The following is a 22,418-nucleotide window of genomic DNA, read 5'->3' on the forward strand; positions in this document are numbered from 1 at the left end:
GATGACTGCGGCCTCGAGCACACAATTCCGGATCGACCAGATCAACAGGGTGGTGGAACAGGGTGCCCGCAGTGTGGGGGCAGGTCGTTCACCGTTCGCCGGGATGAACTCGAGTGGCATCCCCGTTGTGCGGAGGGGTGAAACGGGGCGGAAAATGACTGATAGCTGTGGCGGGGGTGGTCGCTGTGTGTAATTAGAAGAGACTGCGCAGTTTCGCTCGAAGGCGAGCGAAGAGTCCGGATGACTCGGTAGTCTCGATTTCCGACTGGTCGTCTGTGTCGGCCGCCTCCGGGTCGTCCGTCTTAAATTCCGTTGGAGGGGACGGGTCGTCACTCGGTTCGACTGGCCCCTCATCCACCGTTTCCTCCGCCGAGATGTCGGGCTCTTCCGGCGAAGTATCCTCGTCGGGATCCACGGGAACGTCGTCGGTATCCGCGTCCATCTCGCTATCTGACTCTTGACTATCGGTTGGTTTCTGGGTGACCAGTTCGGAGTCCGACTCGCGGTCGCGTTCTTCGTCGGTCTCGACCCAGAGGAACTCGTCTGCTTTCGTCCGCCCGGTGAGCAACAGCGCCGCCAGTTCGTCGTCGTCGACGCTGAGAGCCTCGTCGATCTCGGGTTCCGGCTCTGGATCGTCCGCACTCGCGATGATGTCTTCGGGGCTCTCGTCCTCGAGAACGCCATCTGCGTCGTTTTCTGCGGATTCGCGAAGTTGATCGAACACGTCGGCAGCCGTTTGGTCCGTGACGCCCTCACCGTCGGACGCCCGATCGGCTGGCGGCTCGTCGTCGATTTCATCAGCGTGTTCGTCCTCGAGTGACTCGTCTGTCGGCTCGCCGAAGAAGTCCTCGCCGCTCGAGTTCAGGTCGAATGCGCTCCCACCCGACCGCGTCTCTATCGAACTATCAGTCATACTGTCCTTCGCCCTATCTACATTATCACACGACTTTAACTTTTGGAGTTTTCACAGACTGCTTTACTGACTATTCTGACGTATTAGCGTATCGGCCGATTTCTCTCCCGCTCGAATTTCCAGTGACCGAATGTTCATTTAATAGGATATATAGTGAACGTACGCCAATAGTTGTCCGAGTGACATTGAGCTTGGAATCGCTAATCGTTCGAGAGAGATGCGTAGCGGGTGGCTCAGGACGTGGCCATCGTTGTCCCGCGGACCTTCAGTTCCGTCAGTCTCGGGTTGGGTCTCTTGAGCATGACTGAAATCTGTCTCGTTTTATTCTCACTGACGAGGAGGGTGCAATTCTCGCGACGTTCCAAACAGTTATCTTGTCGTCAACCTCTCCTAGAATTGTGGTTTACGAGACGAACAACACGACGATCGACGACGCACTCGAGCGAATCTGGGCTGGCGAGCGACTCGACCGAACCGACGGAATCGCACTCATGGCTCAGCCGATCGACGCGCTTTCGGAGGCTGGCGGGGCCGTTCGCGATCACTTCGGCGACGGAACGGTCGACGCCTGTTCGATCGTGAACGCGAAGGCGGGCAACTGCGCCGAGGACTGTGGCTTTTGTGCCCAGTCGGTCCACTTCGACACCGGCATCGAGACCTACGGCTTTCTCGGCCCCGAGAAGATTCTCGAGGCTGCCAAACGAGCCGAACGTGACGGCGCACAACGATTCGGCATCGTCGTCGCGGAAAAAGGCGTCTCGAAAGAACGCCGGCCCGAGGAGTGGCAGGAGGTCCTCGAGTCCATTCGACTCGTTCGAGACGAGTGCGACCTCGAGGTCGACGCCTCGCTCGGTATTCTCACCGAGGAGGAAGCGAAAATCCTCGCTGCGGAGGGGATCAACCACTACAATCACAACATCGAGACCTCGCCGCGGTACTTCCCCGAAATCGTCGACACGCACAGTTTCGAAGACCGCGTGAAGACGCTCGAGATCGCCAAAGATGCCGGGATGGACCTCTGTGCCGGTGTCATCCTCGGAATGGGTGAGACGCCGACCGACCGCGTGGATGCCGCGATCGCGCTCCAGGAGATCGGCATTTCCTCGCTTCCGGTGAACGTCCTCAATCCCGTCGCAGGGACGCCGTTAGCGAAACGGGGCGTCTCGATTACGACCGAGGAAATCGTCAAGACGGTCGCGGTGTACAAACTGCTCCACCCTAACTCACGGGTGCGACTCACGGGCGGGCGCGAGGTCAATCTCGAACCCGACGAGCAACATCTCCCACTCGAGGCCGGAGCGGACGGTCTCCTCACTGGCGACTACCTGACGACGGAGGGCCAATCCCCCGGAGACGACATCGACATCATCGAACGGGCCGGACTCGAGCCGAATCAGGAGACGAACGAGTTCGATCCGGAGGCGGTTAAGGCCCGAAACAGGGATGGGGCGAGCGACTCCCCACCCGAGACGCAGGCGAGTACGGGTCCGGAACCAGGTGACGACTAACGACGCACGATTGGAGACACAATTATGAACGACATCACGTTTGCAGTACTCGGAACCGGCGGTATCGGTCGACGAACACTCGAGGTCAGCCAGCACACGGACGAACTCACGCCCGTCGCGGCGTGTGACCGTCACGGGGCGGCGGTCGATTTCGATGGGTTGGACGTCGAAGAACTCCTCGCGGCGACGGAAGGCAACATCGACAGCGGGCCCGGGGACGGCGACGTCGCGACAGACGGCGGCGCAGTCGCCGACGCCCCGTCCGGAGTCAAACAACACGGCGAGTCCGTCGGCGTCGTCGCCTCCGAGCAAGCCACTCCCAGCGACGATCCGATCCAGGCGATCATCGACCGCGGAGACCGGATCGACGCCGTCTTGCTCGCGTTACCGAACTACGAACACGACTTCATCCCTCGCGTCGCGGATCGATTCCTCGAGGGCGGCTACTCGGGAGTCCTGATCGACGTGCTCAAACGCTCGCGCGTGATCGAGATGCTCGACGAGCGCGGTGAAGCCTTCGACGATGCAGGGATCACGTTCGTCTGTGGGGCGGGCGCGACCCCGGGCTTGCTGACCGGCGCGGCGACCCTCGCCGCCCAGTCGTTCGTCGAGGTCACCGACGTCGACATCTGGTGGGGCGTGGGTCTCAAATCCGGCTACGAGGACAACCGCGGCACCGTCCGCGAAGACATCGCCCACCTCCCGGAGTACGACATCGAAACGGCGCGCGACCTCTCCGAATCGGAACTCGAGGCCGTTATCGACGACCACGACGGCGTCATCGAGTTCGAAGACATGGAACACGCGGACGACGTCCTCCTCGAGCGAGCGGGCGTTTGCGACGCGGAGGACGTGAGCGTCGGCGGGATTCTCGACGTTCGACGCGACGAGAAGCCCACGACGACGACGGTCTCCGTCACGGGACGGACGTTCGACGGCGAGACGGCGACGAACACGTTCGAACTCGGCGACGCGACGAGCATGGAGGCAAACGTCAACGGCCCAGCACTCGGCTACCTGAAGACCGGCGTCCGACGGAATCGCGCCGACGAATACGGCGTCTTCGGCCCCGCCGAATTGATGCCGCGCTTCTAACCGACGACGCGCGTTCAACAATTGTGACTCGACTCGAGACCCATACCAGACGAAACCGCCAGACGATGTCGAATTTCGACAGCGGCCGAACCACCGTCCCCCAATCAGAACCGTGAGAGTGAAACCGTGGCACTGACACCGTTGATGCGAATGGAAGATCGCGGGATCGATCTCGAGGATCGACTGGCCGACCTCGAGACAGCCAACCTGAAACGATCACTCTCTCCCGTCGACCGGATCGCCGAGCGGGGTCACTTCGCGCCGCCGGCAGCCGGCGACCTCCCAGTACTCGACTCCACGGACGCGCTGGTGTTCGCCTCCAATAACTATCTGGGGTTGACCGACGACGAGCGCGTCCAGGATGCGGCCCGGCAGGCCGCTGCTACCGTCGGGACCGGAGCCGGTGCGAGTCGGCTCGTGACCGGCGACACGCTGGTCCACCACGACCTCGAGCGACTCCTCGCCGAGACGAAGGCGACCGAGCGCGCGCTCACGTTTTCGTCCGGCTACGCCGCGAACGTCGGGACGATCACGGCGCTCGAGCCGGACGTGATCTTTTCGGACGAGTACAACCACGCGAGCATTATCGACGGCTGTCGTCTCTCCGGGGCCGAATCGATCGTCTACGACCACTGTGGCGCTGGCGACCTCCGTTCGAAACTCGAGGCTCGAGCGGCCGACGACGAGCACGCGGACGAATCGTGGCTCATCGTCACCGACTCCGTCTTCAGCATGGACGGCACCGTCGCCCCGCTCGCGGAACTCTGCGACGTCGCCGAGGAGTTCGGCGCGTGGGTCATGGTCGACGAAGCTCACGCGACGGGCCTCTACGCGAACGGTGGCGGCGTCGTGCAGGCGGAAGGGCTCGAGGATCGCGTGCACGTCCAGTTAGGAACGCTCTCGAAGGCGCTGGCGAGTCAAGGTGGCTACGTCGCGGGCAGTTCCGAACTCGTCGAGTGTCTGATCAACGACGCCCGGTCGTTCGTCTTCTCGACCGGCCTCACGCCGCCAGCGGCCGCCGCAGCGAGTGAAGCACTCCACGTCTCCCGCCACAGTGACGTCCGCGAACGGCTCTGGGAGAACGTCGCCCACCTTCGAGACGGCCTCGAGACGATGGGTTTCGAGGTCCCCGGCGACTCCCAGATCCTCCCGGTGGTCATCGGCGACCGACGGGATGCACTCGCGCTCGCTGACGGGCTTCGGTCGCGCGATATCGTGGCTCCGGCGATTCGCCCGCCGACGGTCCCCGAGGGGACGAGTCGGATTCGCGTCGTCCCGATCGCTTCACACGACCAACAAGATATCGTCACCTGTCTCGAGGCGTTTCGAGCCGCTGGACAGGATGTCGGCCTTCTCTGATCACAGGACACCACATGACCACTCCGATCGCAATCGTCGGCACTGACACCGACGTCGGGAAGACAGTCGTTACGGCAGGACTCACCAGCGCCCTGCGCGAGCGAGGAATCGACGCGCGAGCGATTAAACCCGCCCAGACCGGGTATCCGCCGGACGACGACGCCGGCTTCGTCGCCGAGGCGTGTGATGACCCTGCGGCCGCAACGTGTCCACACTATCTCGAGCCCGCACTCGCGCCGCGAGTTGCCGCAGCCGAAGCCGACGCGGAACTCGGCTACGAATCGATTCTAACGGCCTGTGAAGCCGAAATTGCAGACACATCGTTCCCGATCGTCGAGGGCATCGGCGGCCTTCGGGTGCCACTGGCCGGGGACCGCGAGGTGATCGACCTCGTCGCCGACCTGAACGCGACGGCCGTCGTCGTCACCCGATCCGGACTCGGGACGCTCAATCATAGCGCCCTCTCCGTCGAGGCCCTCGAGCGCCGCGGCGTCGACGTCGCCGGCATTGTGTGCAACGAGTACGCCGGTGCGACGCTCGCGGAACGGACGAATCCCGAGGAACTCGAGCGAATGATTGGGCACGAGGTCGAAACGGTCCCGTCTCTCGAGGGAGAGACACCAGCAGCGCTCGCTGGCGGTGTCGAAGACGCACTTTCCCCGGAATTCGTCGATCGAGTACTCGCATACGGCGAGTGAGTGGGTTCGTCGACTTCGTCGGTGTGTTCGTGGTATTCCGATACTGTCCGCGATACGTTCTCGAGTGATCCTATCAAAATCGAGCTAACGGCGCTCCCCCCTCAAAACGCCGGCTACATGAAATCGCTCAGTCCAGACTGGTCGTCGTCTTCGTCTGCCTCCGTTGCACCCTCCTCGACCCCGGATTCACTGCCACCGTCGTCCGAACCACTTGCTGCAGCGAGCGTCTCCTGTCCGTCCGACTCCTCGCCCGCGGTCGACTCGTTCGTCGCCGATTCGTCCGATTCGTCCGATCCGGCGGATTGGTTGTCGTCGCCGCTCGAGTCACCGGTGTTGAAAAATGCCGATCCCGAGTGCTCGACGGTCTGTTTCTCCCGGCGTTCCTCGGCGTCTTCGACGATCGATTCGACTTTGTTCGTGCTCTTGCCGCTGCCGGTGACGAACGACACTTCGGATTCGTCGAGTTCGTAGGCGCCGGCCATTCGAACGGTCAACTCACGATTTTTGCAGTGATGGGTCATCGCCGAGAGGAACGGGAGGATCTCCCGGCGTGCAGTGGCGACACTCGTACCTTCGCGCTCGGCGACGCGCTCGGCGATGGCGTCTCGAGTGTTTCGCGTGCCCTTCGTCCGCCCGAGTTTCGACCAGTAACTCGGCGGGCCGTAACGCGTCCAGCCCCCCTTGTCGCCGCGACGGGAGGCGGCGACGCCGGCGGTCATGTTGTCCGTCGCGTAGCGCCAGAACGAGTAGTTCTGACTCGAGCGGACGCGACCGAGCCAGCGATCGGCGTTCGAGAGGTACTGGTAGGCGTCGGCCAACTCGCCACCCTCGTAGTCCTTCGGAACGTTGTCTTCGATCCAGTTGAGCATCTCGTCGGGATTCTCGTCGACGTCGTAAGACGCACGGAGTGCACCCTCGGCGTCTGCTTCCTTGATCACGGTGTCCAAAAAGTCGAAGATCCCTTCGGTCGTATCCCGCTGGCTCGTCACGACGTCGTCGACGGTTAATTTGTCCGTCTGCTCGGCGACCGCCTGCAGGTCGTTGACCGCCGATCGAAGGTCGCCACTCGTCGACTCGGCGATTTTCTCGAGTGCCTCATCTTCGTACTCGACGTCCTCGCGCCGGCAGATATCCCGCAGCACGGGAACAATCGAGCGCTTCGAAACGTCCCGGAACTCGATCGTCTCGCAGGCGTTTCGCAGCGACTTGCTCATATCGTAGAACTCGTTGGCCACGAGGACGACCGGCTGATTGGCCTCTTTGACGACTCGAGTCACTTCGGCCGAACCGCCGTAGTCGGCGTTCCCGTGGAAGTTGTCCGCCTCGTCTAAGATCACGAGTCGGCGGCCGGTTCCGCCCGCGCTCAAGGTGCCGCTCTTCGAGGCTTCGCCGGCGACGCGTTCGATCACGTCGGCTCCGCGACTGTCGCTGGCGTTGAGTTCCATCACCGGCCACCCCATGTCGCTGGCCAGCGCGTGCGCCGCGGAGGTCTTCCCGACCCCAGGGCTGCCGTGGACGATCGCCGCGTCCCGGTGGTCGTCCCAGGTTTCGGCCCACTCCTCGAGTGCGTCGCGGGCTTTGTTGTTTCCGCGTACCTCCGACAGTGTCGTCGGTCGGTACTTCTCGGTCCAATCGCTCATTGCGCTGTGGTTGGGCCGAGTCGCGTTTAGTGGTTGCGGAGCGTTACTCTTCGGCGACTGAGACGAGGCGTTGCCAGATGCGATTTCCGCACGATAGGGCGACGAGGCTAACTACCGCACGACCGAACGGCCCGTATGAACGTCGCGATCGTCACCGTCGGCGACGAGATTCTGGCCGGATCGACGACGAACACGAACGCTACCTGGCTCGCCTCGAGACTCACCGACCGCGGGAACACCGTCGAGCGAATTCTGACGGTTCCCGACGAGCGAGCGCTCATCGCCGACACGGTCTCGGCGTGGGCGGACGCGTTCGACGCCGTCATCGTCACCGGCGGGATCGGCGGGACGCCCGACGACGTGACCGTCGAGGCCGTCGCCGACGGGCTGAATCGGGACCTCGTCGTCCACGAACGGATCAGAGACGAACTCCTCGAGAAGTCGACCGCGTTTCGCGAGGAGAATCCCGAACTGGTCGAGGAGTACGACCTGCACCTCGATATCGACGCTGCGGCATCGATTCCCGAAGGAGCGACCCCCCTCGTCACAGACGAGGGCTGGGCGCCGGGCTGTACCGTCGAGAACGTCTACGTCTTCGCCGGGATTCCCGATGAGATGCACGCGATGTTCGACCTCGTCGCCGAGGAGTTCCAGGGCTCCGTCGTCACCCGTACGATCCACACGCCCGCTCCCGAGGGCTCGCTCCACGACGTCCTCGAGGGGGTTATCGACCGCTACGGCGTCGGCGTCGGGAGTTATCCCCGTGGAGAGACGCACCCTGGTCGAATACGTATTCGGGGGGAAGACGAATCGACGGTCGATGCGGCAGCCTCGTGGGTGCGAGAGCGAATCGAAACGGTCGACGACCCGCCGGCGGAGTGAGTGGACGGAAATACCCTAAACCTGCCGTGAATCAAAACAAGGAGCGCCACAGCGCTTCGACGCGGATGGCGAGTCGCCTGCGAGTTCGACGCGGATGGCGATCCGCCCGTGGGTTCGACGTGGATAACGAGGTGCCCGTGAGGGTGTAGGTGTGGTCCGTCGTTTACCGGTAGAGAGAGAGATAGAGCATGCCGAAGCCGACGATGAACGGTACCGTCTCGGCGATGAAAAGCAACGACGGCGTGGACGAAAGCTGGGAGTTGATCGTCGTCAGCCCGACTCCCATGCTGAGGAAGGCGAAGCCGATGAACGCCGACTCGAGGCGTTTGGATCCCGTTTGGTTGTACGACTGGAAGCTAATGAGCGTCAGTCCGAGCGACAACGCGAAGACGACCATCTGGAGGATCATCAACACCGCGTTGAGGAGTTCGTTCATCGACGCTCACCAACGCATTGACGCCGCCTCGATCGGGTTTTCCGACTGTATGTAGTGCACATCGTTCGACGTTAGTTCGTTCCGAGTTCGTCCCACAGTTTCGTGAACCGATCGGGGAGATTCTCCTCGCGGAAGATACGAACGTCGTACTCGTCGTCTTCCAAGGAGATGACCGTGCTATTGAAGTTGCACGTGTACTCCTTGTAGTGATTACCGTCGTCGGCGACGAGCGTCCGGTCTTCGATCAGGTCGTTTTCCTCGAGTAACTCCAGGCGGCGGTAGATCGTCGGTTGGGAGAGCTCGAGTCGCGCTGCCAGTTCCTTTGCCGAGCCCGGCTCACGGCTGATCGAGGCGAGGACGGTGCGGGCGTGTTCGTCCCCGATTGTATTGAGGACTTCCTCGATAGAAGACTCGTCATCCATGTGTCTCTAATTAGAATACTCACCGCAAAAGGTTTTCCGAGTATTGATGAAAATCAGAAATACAGATAAAAACTCGGATTACAACGTCTTGGGATCACTCTCTCGCACCCACACGCGGATCCCTCCCGTCGCGAGCGTTTGCAAGCATTCGTTTAAAAAAGCTGCCAGATACTGATCAGTACGCGAGGGTATTATCTCGAATTGAGAACGCCTATTTATACCACTTCTCTTGGCACGAAGTCACTGTGGATGATATATCGTGATGTAGTACGATGGGGACAGTATGGCAACGACTAGTGGCGTATCAAACGGGATGAGAGAACCGTGCGAAGAGTGTGAAACGGACACATTGCACGAGGTTTCTATCCAACTCGTTACGGAGAGTAGAAGTGAAGATAACGCACAATATTCCCGAGAGCCATACCGCGTCCGGGAGTGTACGCGCTGTGGCAACCTCGATAGCCAGCGAATGAACAACGCGTAACGATCTCTCGATAGCCTGTCCGTTTCAACCACACCAATTCTTCTCGCCGACGAATTCGACCGTTCGATCAGGCGTCCCTTTATACCGATCAGGTCGGCCCGTCACGTCGGAGTGCCACCTCGTTCGCAGGGCCGCCGAACCGCCAGTAATCGCTACCGAACCGTCTTCAGTAGCTACTTGAGTCGACCGCGTAACAACGACGTATGAGCGGTCGTGGGCCCAAACGAGAACTCGCGGAGAAGATCGCCGGAGAGATCACGCTGAGTGACGATCCGGGCGCCACGCTACGCAAGTGGCGGACCGATTTCAACATCTCCCAGACGGATCTGGCGTCCGAACTCGAGATTTCGTCGTCGGTCATCTCCGACTACGAGAGCGGTCGACGTGAGAGTCCCGGCATCGGCGTCGTTCGCCGACTCGTAAACGGACTGCTCGGTATCGACGAACGCCGAGGCGGGGACCGAATCCGACAGTACGGGCGCGTGCTCTCGGCCGGATTCGACAGCGACGTCGTCCACGACCTGCGAGAATACGCCACCTCGATTCCCCTCTCGACGCTCCACGATGACCTCGAGGCGACCGAAATCGTCACGAACAATACGACGCACATTAGCGGCCACACGGTCATCGACAGCATCGAAGCGATCACGCGACTCTCGAGCGAGGAGTTCTTCAGACTCTACGGCCAGAGCACGAATCGCGTCCTGGTGTTCACCAACGTCACTCGCGGCGAGGGCGTCGGTATCGCCCTTCGCGTACTCAATCCGACGCCCAACGCCGTGATCCTCCACGGGCTCGAGGAAGACGAGTTGTGGGACCACGCCCGGGAACTCGCGCGTATCGACGGCTACGATCTGGCCGTGACGAACGTCGACCTCGAGGAGATGCTCGAGCGACTCGCCGCACTCGAGTGACCGAGGTGGACGCGATGGCTATGAGAGACCGATTCGATTGGACCGAACGACTGACGATCGTCTTGACGCTCGTTTTCGTCCTCTCGCTGGGACTCGTCCGCCTGAGTGGGAGCGCCGTTGCCTGGGTCGTCTGGGGTGTCGCGATGGTTCTCGTGAGCGGTATCGCGCTCGTTCTCGTCAACCGATCCGAGCGGCCGGCGGAGTAAGAGACGCGCGGAAATTCAGGCGATCTGTTCTTCGTACTCGTCGGCCGAGAGCAGGTCGTCGAGTTCGCTCGTATCGTCCGCATCGATCTCGAGCATCCAGCCGTCGCCGAAGGGGTCGTCGTTGACGAGTTCGGGGGCGTTGAAGAGGTCCTCGTTGACGGCCGTGACTTCGCCGCCGACCGGTGCGTAGAGATCGGAGACGGCTTTGATCGACTCGATGACGCCGAACTCCTCGCCCTGTGCGAGCTCGTCGCCCTCGTCGGGAAGTTCCACGAAGACGACGTCACCGAGTTCGTCCTGTGCGAAATCCGAGATGCCGATTCGGACGGTGCCGTCTTCTTCGTGTGCCCATTCGTGCGATTCGAGGTACTGTCTGTCGTCTGGAATATCGAAACTCATGTTATACGGTGTCGATGAAGGGGATGGTTTCAACTCTTGCCTTTTTGGACTGTCCGCGAACGACGACGTGAAGCGTCGTTCCCGGCTCCGCGTACTCACTCGGAACGTATCCGAGTCCGATCGCTTTCTCGAGCGACGGACTCATCGTTCCACTCGAGACGGCACCGACGACGCGGCCGTCGGTGTTCGTGATGTCGTACCCGTGTCGCGGGATACCTCGGTCGATCAATTGAAAGCCGACGAGGCGCTCGTCGACGCCCTCGCGTTGTATTTCGGCCAGCGCGTCTCGACCGACGAACTCGGTGTCGAGGTCGACCGTGAAGCCGATTCCCGCCTCGTAGGGCGTTCGCGGGTTCGACTCGAGGTCGAAGTCCTGGCCGGCGAGTAGGAGGCCCGCTTCGATTCGGAGCGTGTCTCGAGCACCGAGGCCACAGGGCTGGCACTCGAACAACTCCCAGATCCGTTCGGCGTCGGACCACGGGACGAGTAGCTCGAAGCCGTCTTCGCCGGTGTAGCCCGTCCGGGCGACCCAGCATCGACTGTCGTCTACCGTCGCGTAGCGGGCCTGAAATCGCGAGAGGTCTGACACGGGGTCGTCGCTCACGCGCTCGAGGAGGTCGGGTGCGTCGGGTCCCTGCACGGCGAACATTGCGAACTCGTCGGTCTGGTTGTCGACGGTGGCCTCGAGGTCCCACTCGTTGCGGTAGCTGATCCAGCGTTCGTGGGTCGCCTCGTCGGTGCCGGCGTTTGGGACGAAGAGGTAGGATTTTTCGCCCGCGACGTCGGGTTCGTCGCTGCCCGCATCTGGGAGTCGGTAGACGACGGTATCGTCGATGATGGCACCGTTCTCGTTGGTGATCGCAGCGTACTGGGAGTCGCCGACGGCGAGTTGGGTCACGTCGTTCGTCGTGAGTCGTTGCATCAACTCGGTCGCGTCGGGACCGGTGACGGAGAGTTGGCCCATATGCGAGACGTCGAAGATGCCGACATCTTCGCGTACGGCCGCGTGTTCCGTCTGGATCGAGTCGAACTCGACCGGCATATCCCAGCCGCCAAACTCCGTGAACTTCGCGCCCCGATCGGCGTGCACGTCACGTAACGGCGGCGTTTGAAGCGGCATACTCGCTAAATCACCCGGGGAGTAGTAATGTCTTTTCGTCGCGTGGGCTGTGGTGTCGACTCTCAGATGTGTTTTCGTCGACGCATCGTCGTTCGCCGCCGCAGTCTGACACCACTGGGTCCGTCGATCGACTCGCACGCAGTCACGCTCTCGTCCGTCTCCCCACTCGTTCTCCCGATTCATTCACGTAACTACTATGAGTTACAACTGATTACCGCATCGTCTCCGGTTGCCGAACACATTTATCTGAAAATAACGGTAGTAACGAACGGATGAGTACCCACGAACTCGAGCCGACAGCTGATTGGAGCCAATTGTACATCGATGGTGAGTGGTGCGACGCCTCGAGCGACGAGACGATCGCGGTCGAAAACCCCTCGAAACGAGAAGCGTTTACGTCGGTTCCGGCCGCGAGCGAGGCCGACGTCGACGCGGCCTACGAGGCAGCCGAGGCCGCCCAACCGGCCTGGGCGGAGACGCCTCGAGACGAACGAACCGAGATCGTCCAGAACCTGCGCTCGCAGCTGAACGATCACTACGACGAGATTACGACGCTCTTAGCGACCGAAGCCGGCACCCCGTCGTATCGCGCGACGGCCGAGTTCGCAACCGCGACCGGCGACGTGGAGATGGCGCTCAATCTAGAAGCACCCGACGAAGAAGTGCGCCAGTCGCCGTCGATTCCGGACAAGGACAACCACGTCATCTACGAACCGGTCGGCGTCGTCGGCATCATTTCGCCGTGGAACTTCCCGTTACACCTCTCCTTACGCGCGCTCGCGCCGGCGATCGCACTCGGTAACACCGTCGTCCTCAAGCCCGCGACGGATACGCCGATCACCGGCGGACTGTTGATCGCGAAACTCTGTGAACTGGCCGGCGTCCCGGACGGCGTCGTCAACGTCGTCACCGGTCGCGGCTCTGCGATCGGCGACCGATTCGTCGAGCACCCGGCCGCACGCGTGATCTCCTTTACCGGATCGACAGCCGTCGGAAAGGACGTCGCCGGGCAGGCCGGTCGAACCCTCGCACAACCCGCACTCGAGTTGGGCGGTAACGCTCCCTTCATCGTCACCGACGAGGCCGACCTCGAGAAGGCTGCGCGCGCCGGCGCGTTCGGCTCGTTCTTCCACCAAGGACAGGTTTGTATCTCTATCAATCGCCACCTCGTTCACGAGTCGCTTTACGACGAATACGTCGACTTGCTCGTCGAACACGCCCGGTCGCTTACCGTCGGCGATCCCTCCGAGGACGACCGCGTCACCTTCGGCCCGGTCCAGAACGAAGCCCAGCGCGACGACCTCATCGAGTACGTCGAGGCGACGCTCGAGGCGGGTGCGACGCTCGAAACCGGCGGCGACGCGGAGGGCTTGTTCGTCGAACCGACGGTGCTCTCGGGGTGTACGAACGAGATGGCGGCTGCGTGCAACGAACACTTCGGCCCGATCGCGCCGGTGATTCCCTTCTCCGACGACCAGGAGGCCCTCGAGTTGGCTAACGACACCGAGTACGGTCTCTCCGCCGCGATCCAGTGCGAGGACGAAACGCGCGCTCGCGAACTCGCCGACGGAATCGACGCGGGGATGGTCCACATCAACGATCAACCGATCAACGAGGACCACAACGCACCCTTCGGCGGCGTCAAGCAGTCCGGACTCGGCCGGTATCACGGCGAGTGGATCGTCGACGAACTCACCGAACCGAAGTGGATCTCCGTCCAACACGACGAACGCGATTACTTGATCTTCGAGTGAGCGACTGAGCGACCGAGCGCGAGCGGGTCACTTTCGTCACATCTATCTCGCGGCCCCAGAAACGCTCGAGCATGTTCGACCGCGTTCGCGCCCGTTTCGGCCAGAGCGAGGAGTCTGCTCCCGACCGCGAGCCGTCGGTGGGCCTGTTCGTCGACGGGCCGAACGTCTTTCGGGACGAGTTCGACGTCGATCTGAACGACCTGCGCGACGCCGCGCGCGACCTCGGACGCGTGGGCATCATCCGAATCTATCTCGACGAACACGCGACGCCGGGGCTCATTCAGGCCGCCGAAGCGCGAGGCTTCGAGGTCATCATCACGAGCGGTGACGTCGACGTGAAACTCGCCGTCGACGCGACCGCGCTGTGCAGCGAGGGGACGATCGACCGACTGGCCATCGCCTCTCGAGACACGGATTTCAAGCCCGCCCTCGAGTACGCCGGCTCGGTCGGCGTCGAGACGATCGCGATCGCGCCGGGCGAACACGGTCGCTCGGACGCGCTGAAAAACGCCGCGGACGACGCGATCACGCTCGAGCGCTGAGGTTCCCGCGCCACGACGCCGGCAGTCGGCGTCGGAAGTCGGAGCGTTTTCCCCTGAGGGCCCCTCACTGTCCGCTATGATCGACGAGGAGACGCCCGTACTCGACAATCACCTCCACCTCGATCCGGACAACCACCGCGGCATCGACGCGGTTCGAGACTTCGCTCGAGTCGGTGGGACACACTTGCTCGTCGTCAACAAACCCTCCTGGCACCTCGGCGTCGAGGCTGAGACTGGCGAGGACTTCAGGGAGGTCTTCGAGCGGACGATCGAGGTCGTCGACGAAGCCGACGAGGAACTCGAGGGGCGAGCCTGGCCCGTGCTTGGCGTCCATCCCGGACTCGTGTCGCGACTCGTCGACGAACGCGGGTTCACACCCGAGGACGCGCGCGACCTGATGCGAGCCGGAATCGACGCGGCGGCCGAGTACGTCGAGTCGGGCGACGCACTGGCGCTGAAATCGGGCCGACCGCATTACGAGGTCGACGACGCCGTTTGGGAGGCCTCGAACGCCGTCATGCGTCACGCGTTCGAACGCGGGGCCGACCTCGAGTGTGCCGTCCAACTCCACGCGGAAGCGAGCGAGGAGATGACCGAGGTCGCGGAGTGGGCCGAGGACGCGGGCCTCTCGCGACACAAGGTCGTCAAACACTACGCGGGCGGCCGACTCGAGGGGCCGATTCCGAGCGTGATGTGCGACAAAGGTCGACTCGAAACGGCCGTCGAACGCGGCGAACCGTTTTTGATGGAGACCGACTACATCGACGACCCGGACCGGCCAGGGGCCGTACTGGGGCCAAAGACCGTCCCCCGACGGGTTGCGTGGTTGCTCGAGAACGGTCACGCCGAAGCGGTCCGGAATGCCCACGTCGAAACTCCGGATCTCGTCTACGGAATTGACACGGAAGGAACCCTCTAACGACACAGAACGGGCGATAACGGTTCGTTCGGATTACCGTACAGTAGAGAAAGGCATTTCAAGCGGCCGGTGTAGGTGTCTGTATGAGCAATCCCCCGACCGAGTTCTACTCGGAGGAACGTTGGCAAAACTGGATCAGCCGCATCAAAGACGAAGAGATCGATCCGGAAGACGAGTCGTCGGCGCGGCTCCTGTTAAATCTACAGGACGACACGGCGATCGCGATCGCGAAGATCGTCGCCGCCTACGACGACGGGGACCTCGAGGAAGAGGCCGCACTCGAGGAGATCGCCGATGTCCGCGAGATCGTTCTCGGCGAGGTCGACATCGAGGACGAGGAGAAACTGATCCTCGTCGACGGCGTCCAGACGAGTCTCGTCTGCGTGTTCTTCGCCGCGGAGGAGTACATCGCTGGCGGCCCACCGGAAGACGGTAGCGTCGGCGACTACCTCGGCGCTGCGGCGGACGCGGAAGCGGAGGAGGAACTCGACGCCGCCCTCGGCTACGCCGCACAGGCCGGCACCCTCATCATCGACGGCGAGGAACTCGACATGGGCGTCGCAGAGGACCTCGAGTACGGCCTCGTTACCGAGTGGGTCAACGGACTCGACAGCCTCCAGAGCGCGATGAGCGATCCAGAAGTCGTCGAAGAAGAAGACGAGTAATCCCGACTAGTCCTCCCGCGATAGGTCGTCGTTCGTGGCGTTTTCGTCACTGGTACCGACCCGATACTCTCAGGCCGAGCAGCGTAGAGTGATTTTCAGCAGTTCGGCGGTCACCCGTTCCGCGTCGGGAGGTTTACCTCGACGACTCGAGTGTAACGCGTCCAAACAGTCACGAGCTTGTGATAGTGGCAATACGGTCCTCGTCTTCCGGCGAACGTGATGTCGCCGCGTTCACCACCGAGTTGTCGCGATCCGTCCTCGAGTCGCGGAATGCGTCGTCTCGTTGCGATTCGGGCCGATCGCGCGTCGTCGCGAGCCGTCGCAGTTTCCGTCAGACGTTTCCGCTCCCCCAAAGCGTTTAAATGAGGTAATTATATCTCATTACACAGCATGACGGAGAACTTCCCCGACTACGTCGACGTGGATTACGACGACGGCGATGGCGAAGATCCGGAGGACTACCCGCACATCCAGGATCGAATCGAGAAGGCGATCGAAGTCACTCGCACCGGTCTCGAGGAGTACGAGAACCCGGCGGTCATGTGGACCGGTGGGAAAGACTCGACGCTCACGCTGTACTTCATCAAGGAAGTCGCCGAGCGTTTCGACCTCGAGGTGCCGCCGGCGGTGTTCATCGACCACTACCAGCACTTCGACGAGATTCACGACTTCGTCGACCACTGGGCGACGGAGTGGGATCTCGAGGTCATCTACGCCCGAAACGAGAACGTCGGCGAGTACGTCGACGAACGCGGCCTCGAACCTGGCGACGAAATCGATATCTCGGAACTCTCCGAGCACAATCGACACCACGTTCGAGAGATCCTCGAGTACGAAGAAGAGACCTTCCCGTTCCTCCTCGACACCTACGTCGGCAACCACCTGTTGAAGACGGTCGCCCTCAACGACGCACTCGAGGAATACGACATCGACGGCGTCATCAGCGGTGTCCGCTGGGACGAACAGGAAGCCCGCGCCGACGAGACGTTCTTCTCGCCGCGTCACGATCCGGAGATTTACCCGCCACACGACCGCATTCAGCCCATCCTGCAGTTCGACGAGGCTGCGGTCTGGGAGGCCTTCTGGAACTTCGTCGTGCCGGACACGGTCGAGAACTTCCCCGAGGACGGCTACGTCCCCGAAAGCGACGAGGACCTACCGGAGGGCGTCGATCAGGACGATATCCCGATCTCGCCGAAGTACTTCGCCGGCTTCCGCTCGCTCGGCAGCGAGGTTTCGACGGAGAAGTCGGAAGAAGAGCCCGCCTGGTTGCAGGACCTCGAAGGAACCACCGAGCGTGCCGGGCGCGCTCAGGACAAAGAGGACCTGATGGAGCGCCTGCGCGACCTCGGCTACATGTGAGTGGACTCGAGTGATCGCACCCGAGTGAACCGGAACGAGGTGTCGGATTTCTCCGTCCACCTCACGTCGTCTACAGTCGTTACTGGCGAGTAGTGCCGTTCGAACCGCACTGACAGCAGTGTCAGATTCTCGAACGCGCTCAGTTCGTCGCGCGATACTCGCCGAATTTCACGCCGATCCCCAGCATGATCGCGCCGAATGCGATCATCGACGGGGCGACCATCATCAACACGTCGTCGGTCTGCATCATGTCGGTCGCGATCATTCCGCCGACGCCGAGTGCGATGATGGCGACGAACGCAATTCCTGTCGTGAGTTCGTTGAACTCCATACGAAACTGTTGGAAATCGGTCGCCAAAGGATGTCGGAAATCGGTCGTCCGTTTGCGACCGTTCACAATGCGAGTACGTCCTTACCGGGACGGGCGAACCAGATTCGCCAGTGCGATGACGATACCGAGAAACCACCCCAGCGGGAACGAGATGCCGACCCACATCGCGGCGTAGGCGGCCCCCTCGAGTTGGTAGTTCGCGCGCAGGTACTCGTTCAGGTCGCCAATGTAGAGGACGTTATCGAGCGCCCAGACCGCGAAGTCGTAACTGGGTTCGAGGATGACGCCCTCGAGCGACGGCGTGACGAGTGCGGCGACGACCGGTGGCAAGAACAGCGCGGTCATCGCGAACGGGTAGGCGAGCAACACCGAGGTAAGTCGCCCGCCGAACTTCGAGGTGATCGCGGCGAGCGCCGTCGAGACGGTCGCGACGCTGCTCGCGGCCGCGATGGCGATGACGGCTTCGGTCGGGAGCCGAAGGTGGGCGATAACTGTCAGGGTTCCCCAGACGACGACGGCCATGGCCGTGACGCCGACGATGCCCAGACGGGTCCGGGTCGAGTCGAGTTTCGCCGCGTAGAAGCGGGTTGCGAGTCCGATGACGGTGAGGGGATACAAGAGGAGTAAGCCGAGGAATCCGAGCGAACTCCAGGTGTGGTAACCGATTCGCTGCGGGAGGGTGTCGGGCTTCCACTTCCCCATGACGGAGTGACCGCGGCCACGCTGGCGTGGAAAGACGAGTTCCATCCACGCACCGTGTAACCGCTGAACGTCGGTCCTGATCGCACCGACGACCCCACCACCGCCACGTTGTCGTGAGCGGGCGGACATACGCGAGCCAAAAAGCCGTGATACCGTAAACTTTCCTGCTTTTCACGAACTCGAGTATGTTACTCGTACTGATACATAAGGGCGGACGAAGAGCGGGGAGGCACAGAACGCGAATCGGTCAGTTCCAGGGTCCAAAGTCCGGATCGACCTGCCGAGCGGTCTCCTCGATCGAATCGATTCGATCGATATCCTCTCGATCTAACTCGAGTGACAACGACGCCCAATTGTCACGAATGTGGTCTTCGCTCGTCGCTTTCGGAATCGATGTCACGCCCTTCTCGCGCAACCAGGCGAGGCTGACCTGTGCTTCGCTGACGCCGTGTTTTTCGGCGACTGCCTGTAGTTCTGGCTGGGAGAACACCTCACCGCGGGCGATAGGCGAGTACGCGACGACGTCGACGTCGTAATCCGCACAGGTCTCGCGGAGTTCCGGCTGTTGAAGCAACGGGTGTAGTTCGACCTGATTCGCCAGAATCGGTGCGTCACAGACGTCGACGGCGACCTCGAGTTGCTCGGGCAAGAAGTTGCTGACGCCGACGTTCTCGATCAGCCCTTCGTCGTAGAGTTCGGAGAACGCGGCGAGCGTTTCTTCGGCGTCGTACGTCCGGGCCGGCCAGTGGACGTACAGGAGGTCGAGTGCGTCGACGCCGAGTCGGTCGATGCTCGCTCGAGCGGTCTCGAGGACGTCGTCGTAGGCGAGATTCGAGATCCACACTTTGGTGGCGAGGAAGACGTCGTCGCGGTCGACGTCGGCCGCTTCGATGCCGTCGCCGACGGACTCCTCGTTGTCGTAGGCCTGTGCGGTATCGATGTGGCGATACCCGGTCTCGAGTGCGGTTGTGACGCTTTCGACGCATTGCGTCGGGTCGTCGTGTTGCCAGGTGCCAAAGCCGAGCATCGGCATGCCGCCGCTCGTAGTCGGACAACATTCTGGTGTAACAGCATCGGCATCGTTCGTTCCCATGAGCGAAGACATGGCCGTCGGGTGAAAATGGGTTGGGGTTGCGGCGAGGGTGTTGTTCGGGTGAGAACGGTCACTCGGAGGGATCCATCGAATCTACTCGTAGAGATGGTCCCACGGTCGTTCGCGCTCGAGTGCTCGGCTCGCGGCCAGGACGGTCTCGTCTTCGAATCGCCCGCCCGCAAGTTGGAGGCCGACGGGGTGTGAATCTGCGCTCAGGCCGGCGGGTGCCGCGGCGACGGGGTGACCGGTCCAGTTGAACGGCCACGTGAGCGGCCACTCCCAGGCGCTCGAGGCGAGGTCCTCGCGCAGGCCCACGTCGGCGCGCGAGAGCGTCGGCGTGAGGAGCACGTCGTACTCCGCGAGCACGTCCTGAACCGCGTCGTAGAACTCCGTTCGGACGATTCCGGAGCGAGCGAGTTCCGTGGGACCGTACTTCTCGCCGATGTGGACCATCGCGAGGAAGCTGTCCGAAACCTCGTCGGGGTGCTCTCGCACGTCGATGCCGTGGGCTTCCTCGAGCACCGTCGCGGTCTCGAGAATCGAGGTCATGTACGTCGCCATCGTCGCCTCCTGAAGCTCCTCGAGCGTGGAGCCGTGATCGACGGTGATCTCTTCGACCGTCGCGCCCGCGGCTTCGAACGCGCCGAGTGCGTCCTCGACGACCGCCCGGACCTCCTCCGTGACCGGAAACACGTCGAGGTCCGGGCTGTAGGCGATCCGGCAGTCGTCGATCGAGTCCTCGAGCGCTCCCAGTGGGTCGATGTCGACGGGGACGCTCGAGGGGTCCGCGGGGTGGGAGCCGGCCATCGCCTCGAGCATGAGCGCGGCGTCCTCGACCGTCCGGGCCATCGGCCCTTTCGTGACGTGTTGAGTTTTCCGGCCGAACGCGGTCGGTCGCCCGTCGTCCGGGACGAGTCCGAACGTCGGCTTGATCGCGTAGACGCCACAGGCCGCGGCGGGAATTCGAAGCGACCCGCCGGCGTCGCTCCCGGTCGCGAGCGAGGTCATGCCAGCGGCGAGCGCCGCCGCCGAGCCGCCGGAGGAGCCGCCGGCGTTGAGGTCGGTGTCGATCGGCGACGCCGTCGGGCCGATCAGCCCGTTGTCGGTCGTCCCCTTGTGCCCGAACTCGGGCGTGTTCGTCGTGCCGATGACGATCGCCCCCGCGTTCTCGAGTCGCTCGACGATCGCCGACGTTTCGCTCGCGACGTTTTCGGAAAAGAGCGGCGAACCGGACGTGTGGCGAACGCCTTCCTTGAGCGCGCCGAGGTCCTTCAACGCGAGGGGCACGCCGTGGAGCGGACCGACGTGGTCGCCTCGCTCGAGCGCCCGGTCGGCTTCGGCGGCAGCCTCGCGAGCGTCGTCCGCACAGACGGTCACGAAGGCGTTGAGCTCGTCGTCCAGACGCTCGATCTGCTCGAGGTGGGCCTCGACGGCGTCGCTCGCGGTTACGTCGCCCGTTCTGATTCGGTTCGCGAGTTCGCTCGCGGAGAGCCGTGTGAGTGCAGTCTCGAGTGACATACCACGAAGGTTGCACGGAACGTGTGTTATAGGTTAGCAAGTACGTAGCGAACTGCCACTTCTCCGGAAGCGTCCGAAACCCAGGAGAGACGGCGACAACTGGTGTGTTCGCAGACACGTCAATCGTGGTCCGGCCCCTCTGTTCGAGTCCGCCCGTCGAGCCACGGGAGCCCCTCGAGTTCGTTGCCGACGTAGGAGCCGTCGAACTCCTCGTCCTCGAGGACGCGATAGGCGTCGTGCTGGACGACGCTCTTCATCACTTCGGAGGCGCCGCCGAGGAATCGGCCGGCGCGGACGTCCCGCTGGATGCGCTCGATGGGATACGACGTGGTCGTGCCGATTCCACCGACGAGTTGGATGCAGGTATCCGCAATCTCGTGAGCGAGGTCGTTCCCGTACCACTTCGCCATCGCGCCTTCCATTCGACCGGCGGAAATCCCTCGCTCGTCCAGTATTCTGGCCGCTCGAGTGTTGAGGAGGTACGCCGCGTCGAGTTTCGTCGCCATCTCCGCGACCGAGTGGTTGACGGCCTGATAGCGCGACGTGGGGCGCTCGTTGACCACCCGATTCTCGGTGTAGTTCGCGGCGATTTCGAGCGCGCGTTGGCTCGCCCCGAGGCAGTACCGGGCGACGGTCAGGTGCTCGAGGTTCAACTCGTCGGTGATATACGACCACGCGGCTCCCTCTTCGCCCACGAGGTTTTCCTCGGGAACGCGGACGTCGTCGAACTCCATCCACGCCGCCGCGGTCCCTCTGAAGCCGTGCCAGTCCGACTGCGACTCGAGGAACTCGATCCCGTGGGCGTCGCCGTCGACGACGAGCAGCGAGACGCCCTCACGGTCCCCGTCGGCCCCGCTCGTTCGACACGGCAGGAAGTAGAAGTCGCCGTAGCGAGCGAAGTCGATGAATCGCTTTTGACCGTTTACCACCCACTCGTCGCCGTCTTTGTCGGCGGTCGTCTCGAGATGTGCGAGGTCGGTTCCGCTCGAGGGTTCCGTATAGGCTTGCGAGACGATCAACTCGCCCTCGAGCATCGGTGCGAGGTACGTCTCCGTGAGGTGGTCGTTGCCGTGTTCGTACAGCGTCCGGCCCACGTGCTGGGTGAGCGACGTCTGGCAGGCGTGGACGATCGTCCCGCAGTAGCCGATCGCCTGCTCGGCGAGTACGGTCTCCACGACGGTGCCGCCCGCTCCGTTGTACTCCTCGGGAACGGTGATTCCAGCGAAGTCGTGAGAGCCCATCCGACTGACGTATTCCTCCCAGTCCGCCCGCGATTCCTCGTTTCGATCGAGTTCCTGGAAGTGTTCCGCGTCGAGTTGGTCGACGAAGACCTCTTGCTCGAGGGTTTCGATGCACGCAGAGAGGAACTCCTGTTCTGCCGAGGTCAAACTGGTATCTTCTCCGATCATGCGTATGGCTATCAGTCACAAGGTCAACTCGTATAAAGCTACGAACC

At 62.5% G+C, this 22,418-nt stretch carries 24 protein-coding genes; 13 read left to right on the forward strand and 11 right to left on the reverse strand.

Annotation, left to right across the window (positions count from 1 at the left end):
- Positions 1-193 precede the first annotated feature (193 nt).
- A complete protein-coding gene (locus BB347_RS05610; protein WP_076581885.1) occupies positions 194-913 on the reverse strand; it encodes a hypothetical protein in 720 nt (239 codons plus the stop codon).
- A gap of 398 nt (positions 914-1,311) precedes the next feature.
- On the opposite strand from BB347_RS05610, the gene bioB reads away from it, so the two are divergent.
- From bioB to bioD, 4 genes are all read left to right on the forward strand, one after another.
- Positions 1,312-2,421 (forward strand): biotin synthase BioB, encoded by a 1,110-nt coding sequence (gene bioB / locus BB347_RS05615; RefSeq protein WP_076581886.1) that lies wholly within the window; start codon positions 1,312-1,314, stop codon positions 2,419-2,421.
- Positions 2,422-2,445: 24 nt separating this feature from the next.
- On the forward strand, positions 2,446-3,516 hold the full coding sequence (locus BB347_RS05620; protein ID WP_076581887.1) for a transcriptional regulator: 1,071 nt from the start codon (positions 2,446-2,448) through the stop codon (positions 3,514-3,516).
- A 150-nt stretch (positions 3,517-3,666) separates the two neighbouring features.
- Positions 3,667-4,875: an aminotransferase class I/II-fold pyridoxal phosphate-dependent enzyme gene (locus BB347_RS05625; RefSeq protein WP_076582482.1), complete on the forward strand. Its 1,209-nt coding sequence runs from the start codon at positions 3,667-3,669 to the stop codon at positions 4,873-4,875.
- A gap of 14 nt (positions 4,876-4,889) precedes the next feature.
- Positions 4,890-5,573, forward strand: coding sequence for a dethiobiotin synthase (bioD, locus tag BB347_RS05630; protein ID WP_076581888.1), 684 nt, complete (start codon positions 4,890-4,892; stop codon positions 5,571-5,573).
- A gap of 113 nt (positions 5,574-5,686) precedes the next feature.
- On the opposite strand, the gene BB347_RS05635 is transcribed toward bioD, so the two are convergent.
- A complete protein-coding gene (locus BB347_RS05635) occupies positions 5,687-7,213 on the reverse strand; it encodes a replication factor C large subunit (RefSeq protein ID WP_076581889.1) in 1,527 nt (508 codons plus the stop codon).
- Positions 7,214-7,348: 135 nt separating this feature from the next.
- Between BB347_RS05635 and BB347_RS05640 the strand changes: the two genes are divergently transcribed.
- Positions 7,349-8,095 (forward strand): competence/damage-inducible protein A, encoded by a 747-nt coding sequence (locus BB347_RS05640; RefSeq protein WP_076581890.1) that lies wholly within the window; start codon positions 7,349-7,351, stop codon positions 8,093-8,095.
- A gap of 163 nt (positions 8,096-8,258) precedes the next feature.
- Here BB347_RS05640 and BB347_RS05645 read toward each other — a convergent pair whose 3' ends face one another.
- Positions 8,259-8,531 carry a DUF7521 family protein gene (locus tag BB347_RS05645; protein WP_076581891.1) on the reverse strand — a complete coding sequence of 91 codons (273 nt, stop codon included), beginning with the start codon at positions 8,529-8,531 and terminating at the stop codon, positions 8,259-8,261.
- 71 nt (positions 8,532-8,602) lie between these two features.
- Positions 8,603-8,953: an ArsR/SmtB family transcription factor gene (locus BB347_RS05650; RefSeq protein ID WP_076581893.1), complete on the reverse strand. Its 351-nt coding sequence runs from the start codon at positions 8,951-8,953 to the stop codon at positions 8,603-8,605.
- 283 nt (positions 8,954-9,236) lie between these two features.
- On the opposite strand from BB347_RS05650, the gene BB347_RS19550 reads away from it, so the two are divergent.
- From BB347_RS19550 to BB347_RS05665, 3 genes are all read left to right on the forward strand, one after another.
- A complete protein-coding gene (locus tag BB347_RS19550) occupies positions 9,237-9,437 on the forward strand; it encodes a DUF7835 family putative zinc beta-ribbon protein (protein ID WP_076581895.1) in 201 nt (66 codons plus the stop codon).
- 203 nt (positions 9,438-9,640) lie between these two features.
- A complete protein-coding gene (locus BB347_RS05660) occupies positions 9,641-10,351 on the forward strand; it encodes a helix-turn-helix domain-containing protein (RefSeq protein ID WP_076581896.1) in 711 nt (236 codons plus the stop codon).
- Positions 10,352-10,365: 14 nt separating this feature from the next.
- Positions 10,366-10,557, forward strand: a complete 192-nt coding sequence (locus tag BB347_RS05665) for a hypothetical protein (RefSeq protein ID WP_076582483.1) — start codon at positions 10,366-10,368, stop codon at positions 10,555-10,557.
- A 15-nt stretch (positions 10,558-10,572) separates the two neighbouring features.
- Here BB347_RS05665 and gcvH read toward each other — a convergent pair whose 3' ends face one another.
- Positions 10,573-10,956: a glycine cleavage system protein GcvH gene (gcvH, locus tag BB347_RS05670; RefSeq protein ID WP_076581898.1), complete on the reverse strand. Its 384-nt coding sequence runs from the start codon at positions 10,954-10,956 to the stop codon at positions 10,573-10,575.
- 1 nt (position 10,957) lies between these two features.
- The gene (gene gcvT / locus BB347_RS05675) at positions 10,958-12,076 is read right to left on the reverse strand and encodes a glycine cleavage system aminomethyltransferase GcvT (protein ID WP_076582485.1); all 1,119 of its coding nucleotides are present in this window, start codon (positions 12,074-12,076) and stop codon (positions 10,958-10,960) included.
- Positions 12,077-12,348: 272 nt separating this feature from the next.
- On the opposite strand from gcvT, the gene BB347_RS05680 reads away from it, so the two are divergent.
- The 5 genes from BB347_RS05680 (at position 12,349) to BB347_RS05705 (ending at position 17,318) form a co-directional block, all read left to right on the forward strand.
- Entirely contained in the window at positions 12,349-13,830 is a 1,482-nt protein-coding gene (locus BB347_RS05680) for an aldehyde dehydrogenase family protein (RefSeq protein ID WP_076581899.1), read from the forward strand.
- Positions 13,831-13,901: 71 nt separating this feature from the next.
- Positions 13,902-14,372 (forward strand): NYN domain-containing protein, encoded by a 471-nt coding sequence (locus BB347_RS05685; RefSeq protein ID WP_076581901.1) that lies wholly within the window; start codon positions 13,902-13,904, stop codon positions 14,370-14,372.
- A 76-nt stretch (positions 14,373-14,448) separates the two neighbouring features.
- On the forward strand, positions 14,449-15,291 hold the full coding sequence (locus BB347_RS05690) for a TatD family hydrolase (protein WP_076581902.1): 843 nt from the start codon (positions 14,449-14,451) through the stop codon (positions 15,289-15,291).
- 83 nt (positions 15,292-15,374) lie between these two features.
- Entirely contained in the window at positions 15,375-15,956 is a 582-nt protein-coding gene (locus BB347_RS05695; RefSeq protein WP_076581904.1) for a DUF2150 family protein, read from the forward strand.
- Positions 15,957-16,346: 390 nt separating this feature from the next.
- Positions 16,347-17,318 carry a phosphoadenosine phosphosulfate reductase family protein gene (locus BB347_RS05705; RefSeq protein WP_076581907.1) on the forward strand — a complete coding sequence of 324 codons (972 nt, stop codon included), beginning with the start codon at positions 16,347-16,349 and terminating at the stop codon, positions 17,316-17,318.
- 139 nt (positions 17,319-17,457) lie between these two features.
- Here BB347_RS05705 and BB347_RS05710 read toward each other — a convergent pair whose 3' ends face one another.
- The 5 genes from BB347_RS05710 to BB347_RS05730 form a co-directional block, all read right to left on the reverse strand.
- Entirely contained in the window at positions 17,458-17,649 is a 192-nt protein-coding gene (locus BB347_RS05710; protein ID WP_076581909.1) for a DUF7333 family protein, read from the reverse strand.
- A gap of 81 nt (positions 17,650-17,730) precedes the next feature.
- A complete protein-coding gene (locus BB347_RS05715) occupies positions 17,731-18,480 on the reverse strand; it encodes a hypothetical protein (RefSeq protein WP_076581910.1) in 750 nt (249 codons plus the stop codon).
- Positions 18,481-18,598: 118 nt separating this feature from the next.
- Entirely contained in the window at positions 18,599-19,444 is an 846-nt protein-coding gene (locus tag BB347_RS05720) for an aldo/keto reductase (protein ID WP_076581911.1), read from the reverse strand.
- 93 nt (positions 19,445-19,537) lie between these two features.
- Positions 19,538-20,962: an amidase gene (locus tag BB347_RS05725; protein WP_076581912.1), complete on the reverse strand. Its 1,425-nt coding sequence runs from the start codon at positions 20,960-20,962 to the stop codon at positions 19,538-19,540.
- Positions 20,963-21,081: 119 nt separating this feature from the next.
- Positions 21,082-22,371 (reverse strand): acyl-CoA dehydrogenase family protein, encoded by a 1,290-nt coding sequence (locus BB347_RS05730; RefSeq protein ID WP_076581913.1) that lies wholly within the window; start codon positions 22,369-22,371, stop codon positions 21,082-21,084.
- Positions 22,372-22,418: the final 47 nt, after the last annotated feature.

The organism is Natronorubrum daqingense (assembly GCF_001971705.1).
In the GTDB taxonomy this organism is placed as follows: Archaea; Halobacteriota; Halobacteria; order Halobacteriales; family Natrialbaceae; genus Natronorubrum; species Natronorubrum daqingense.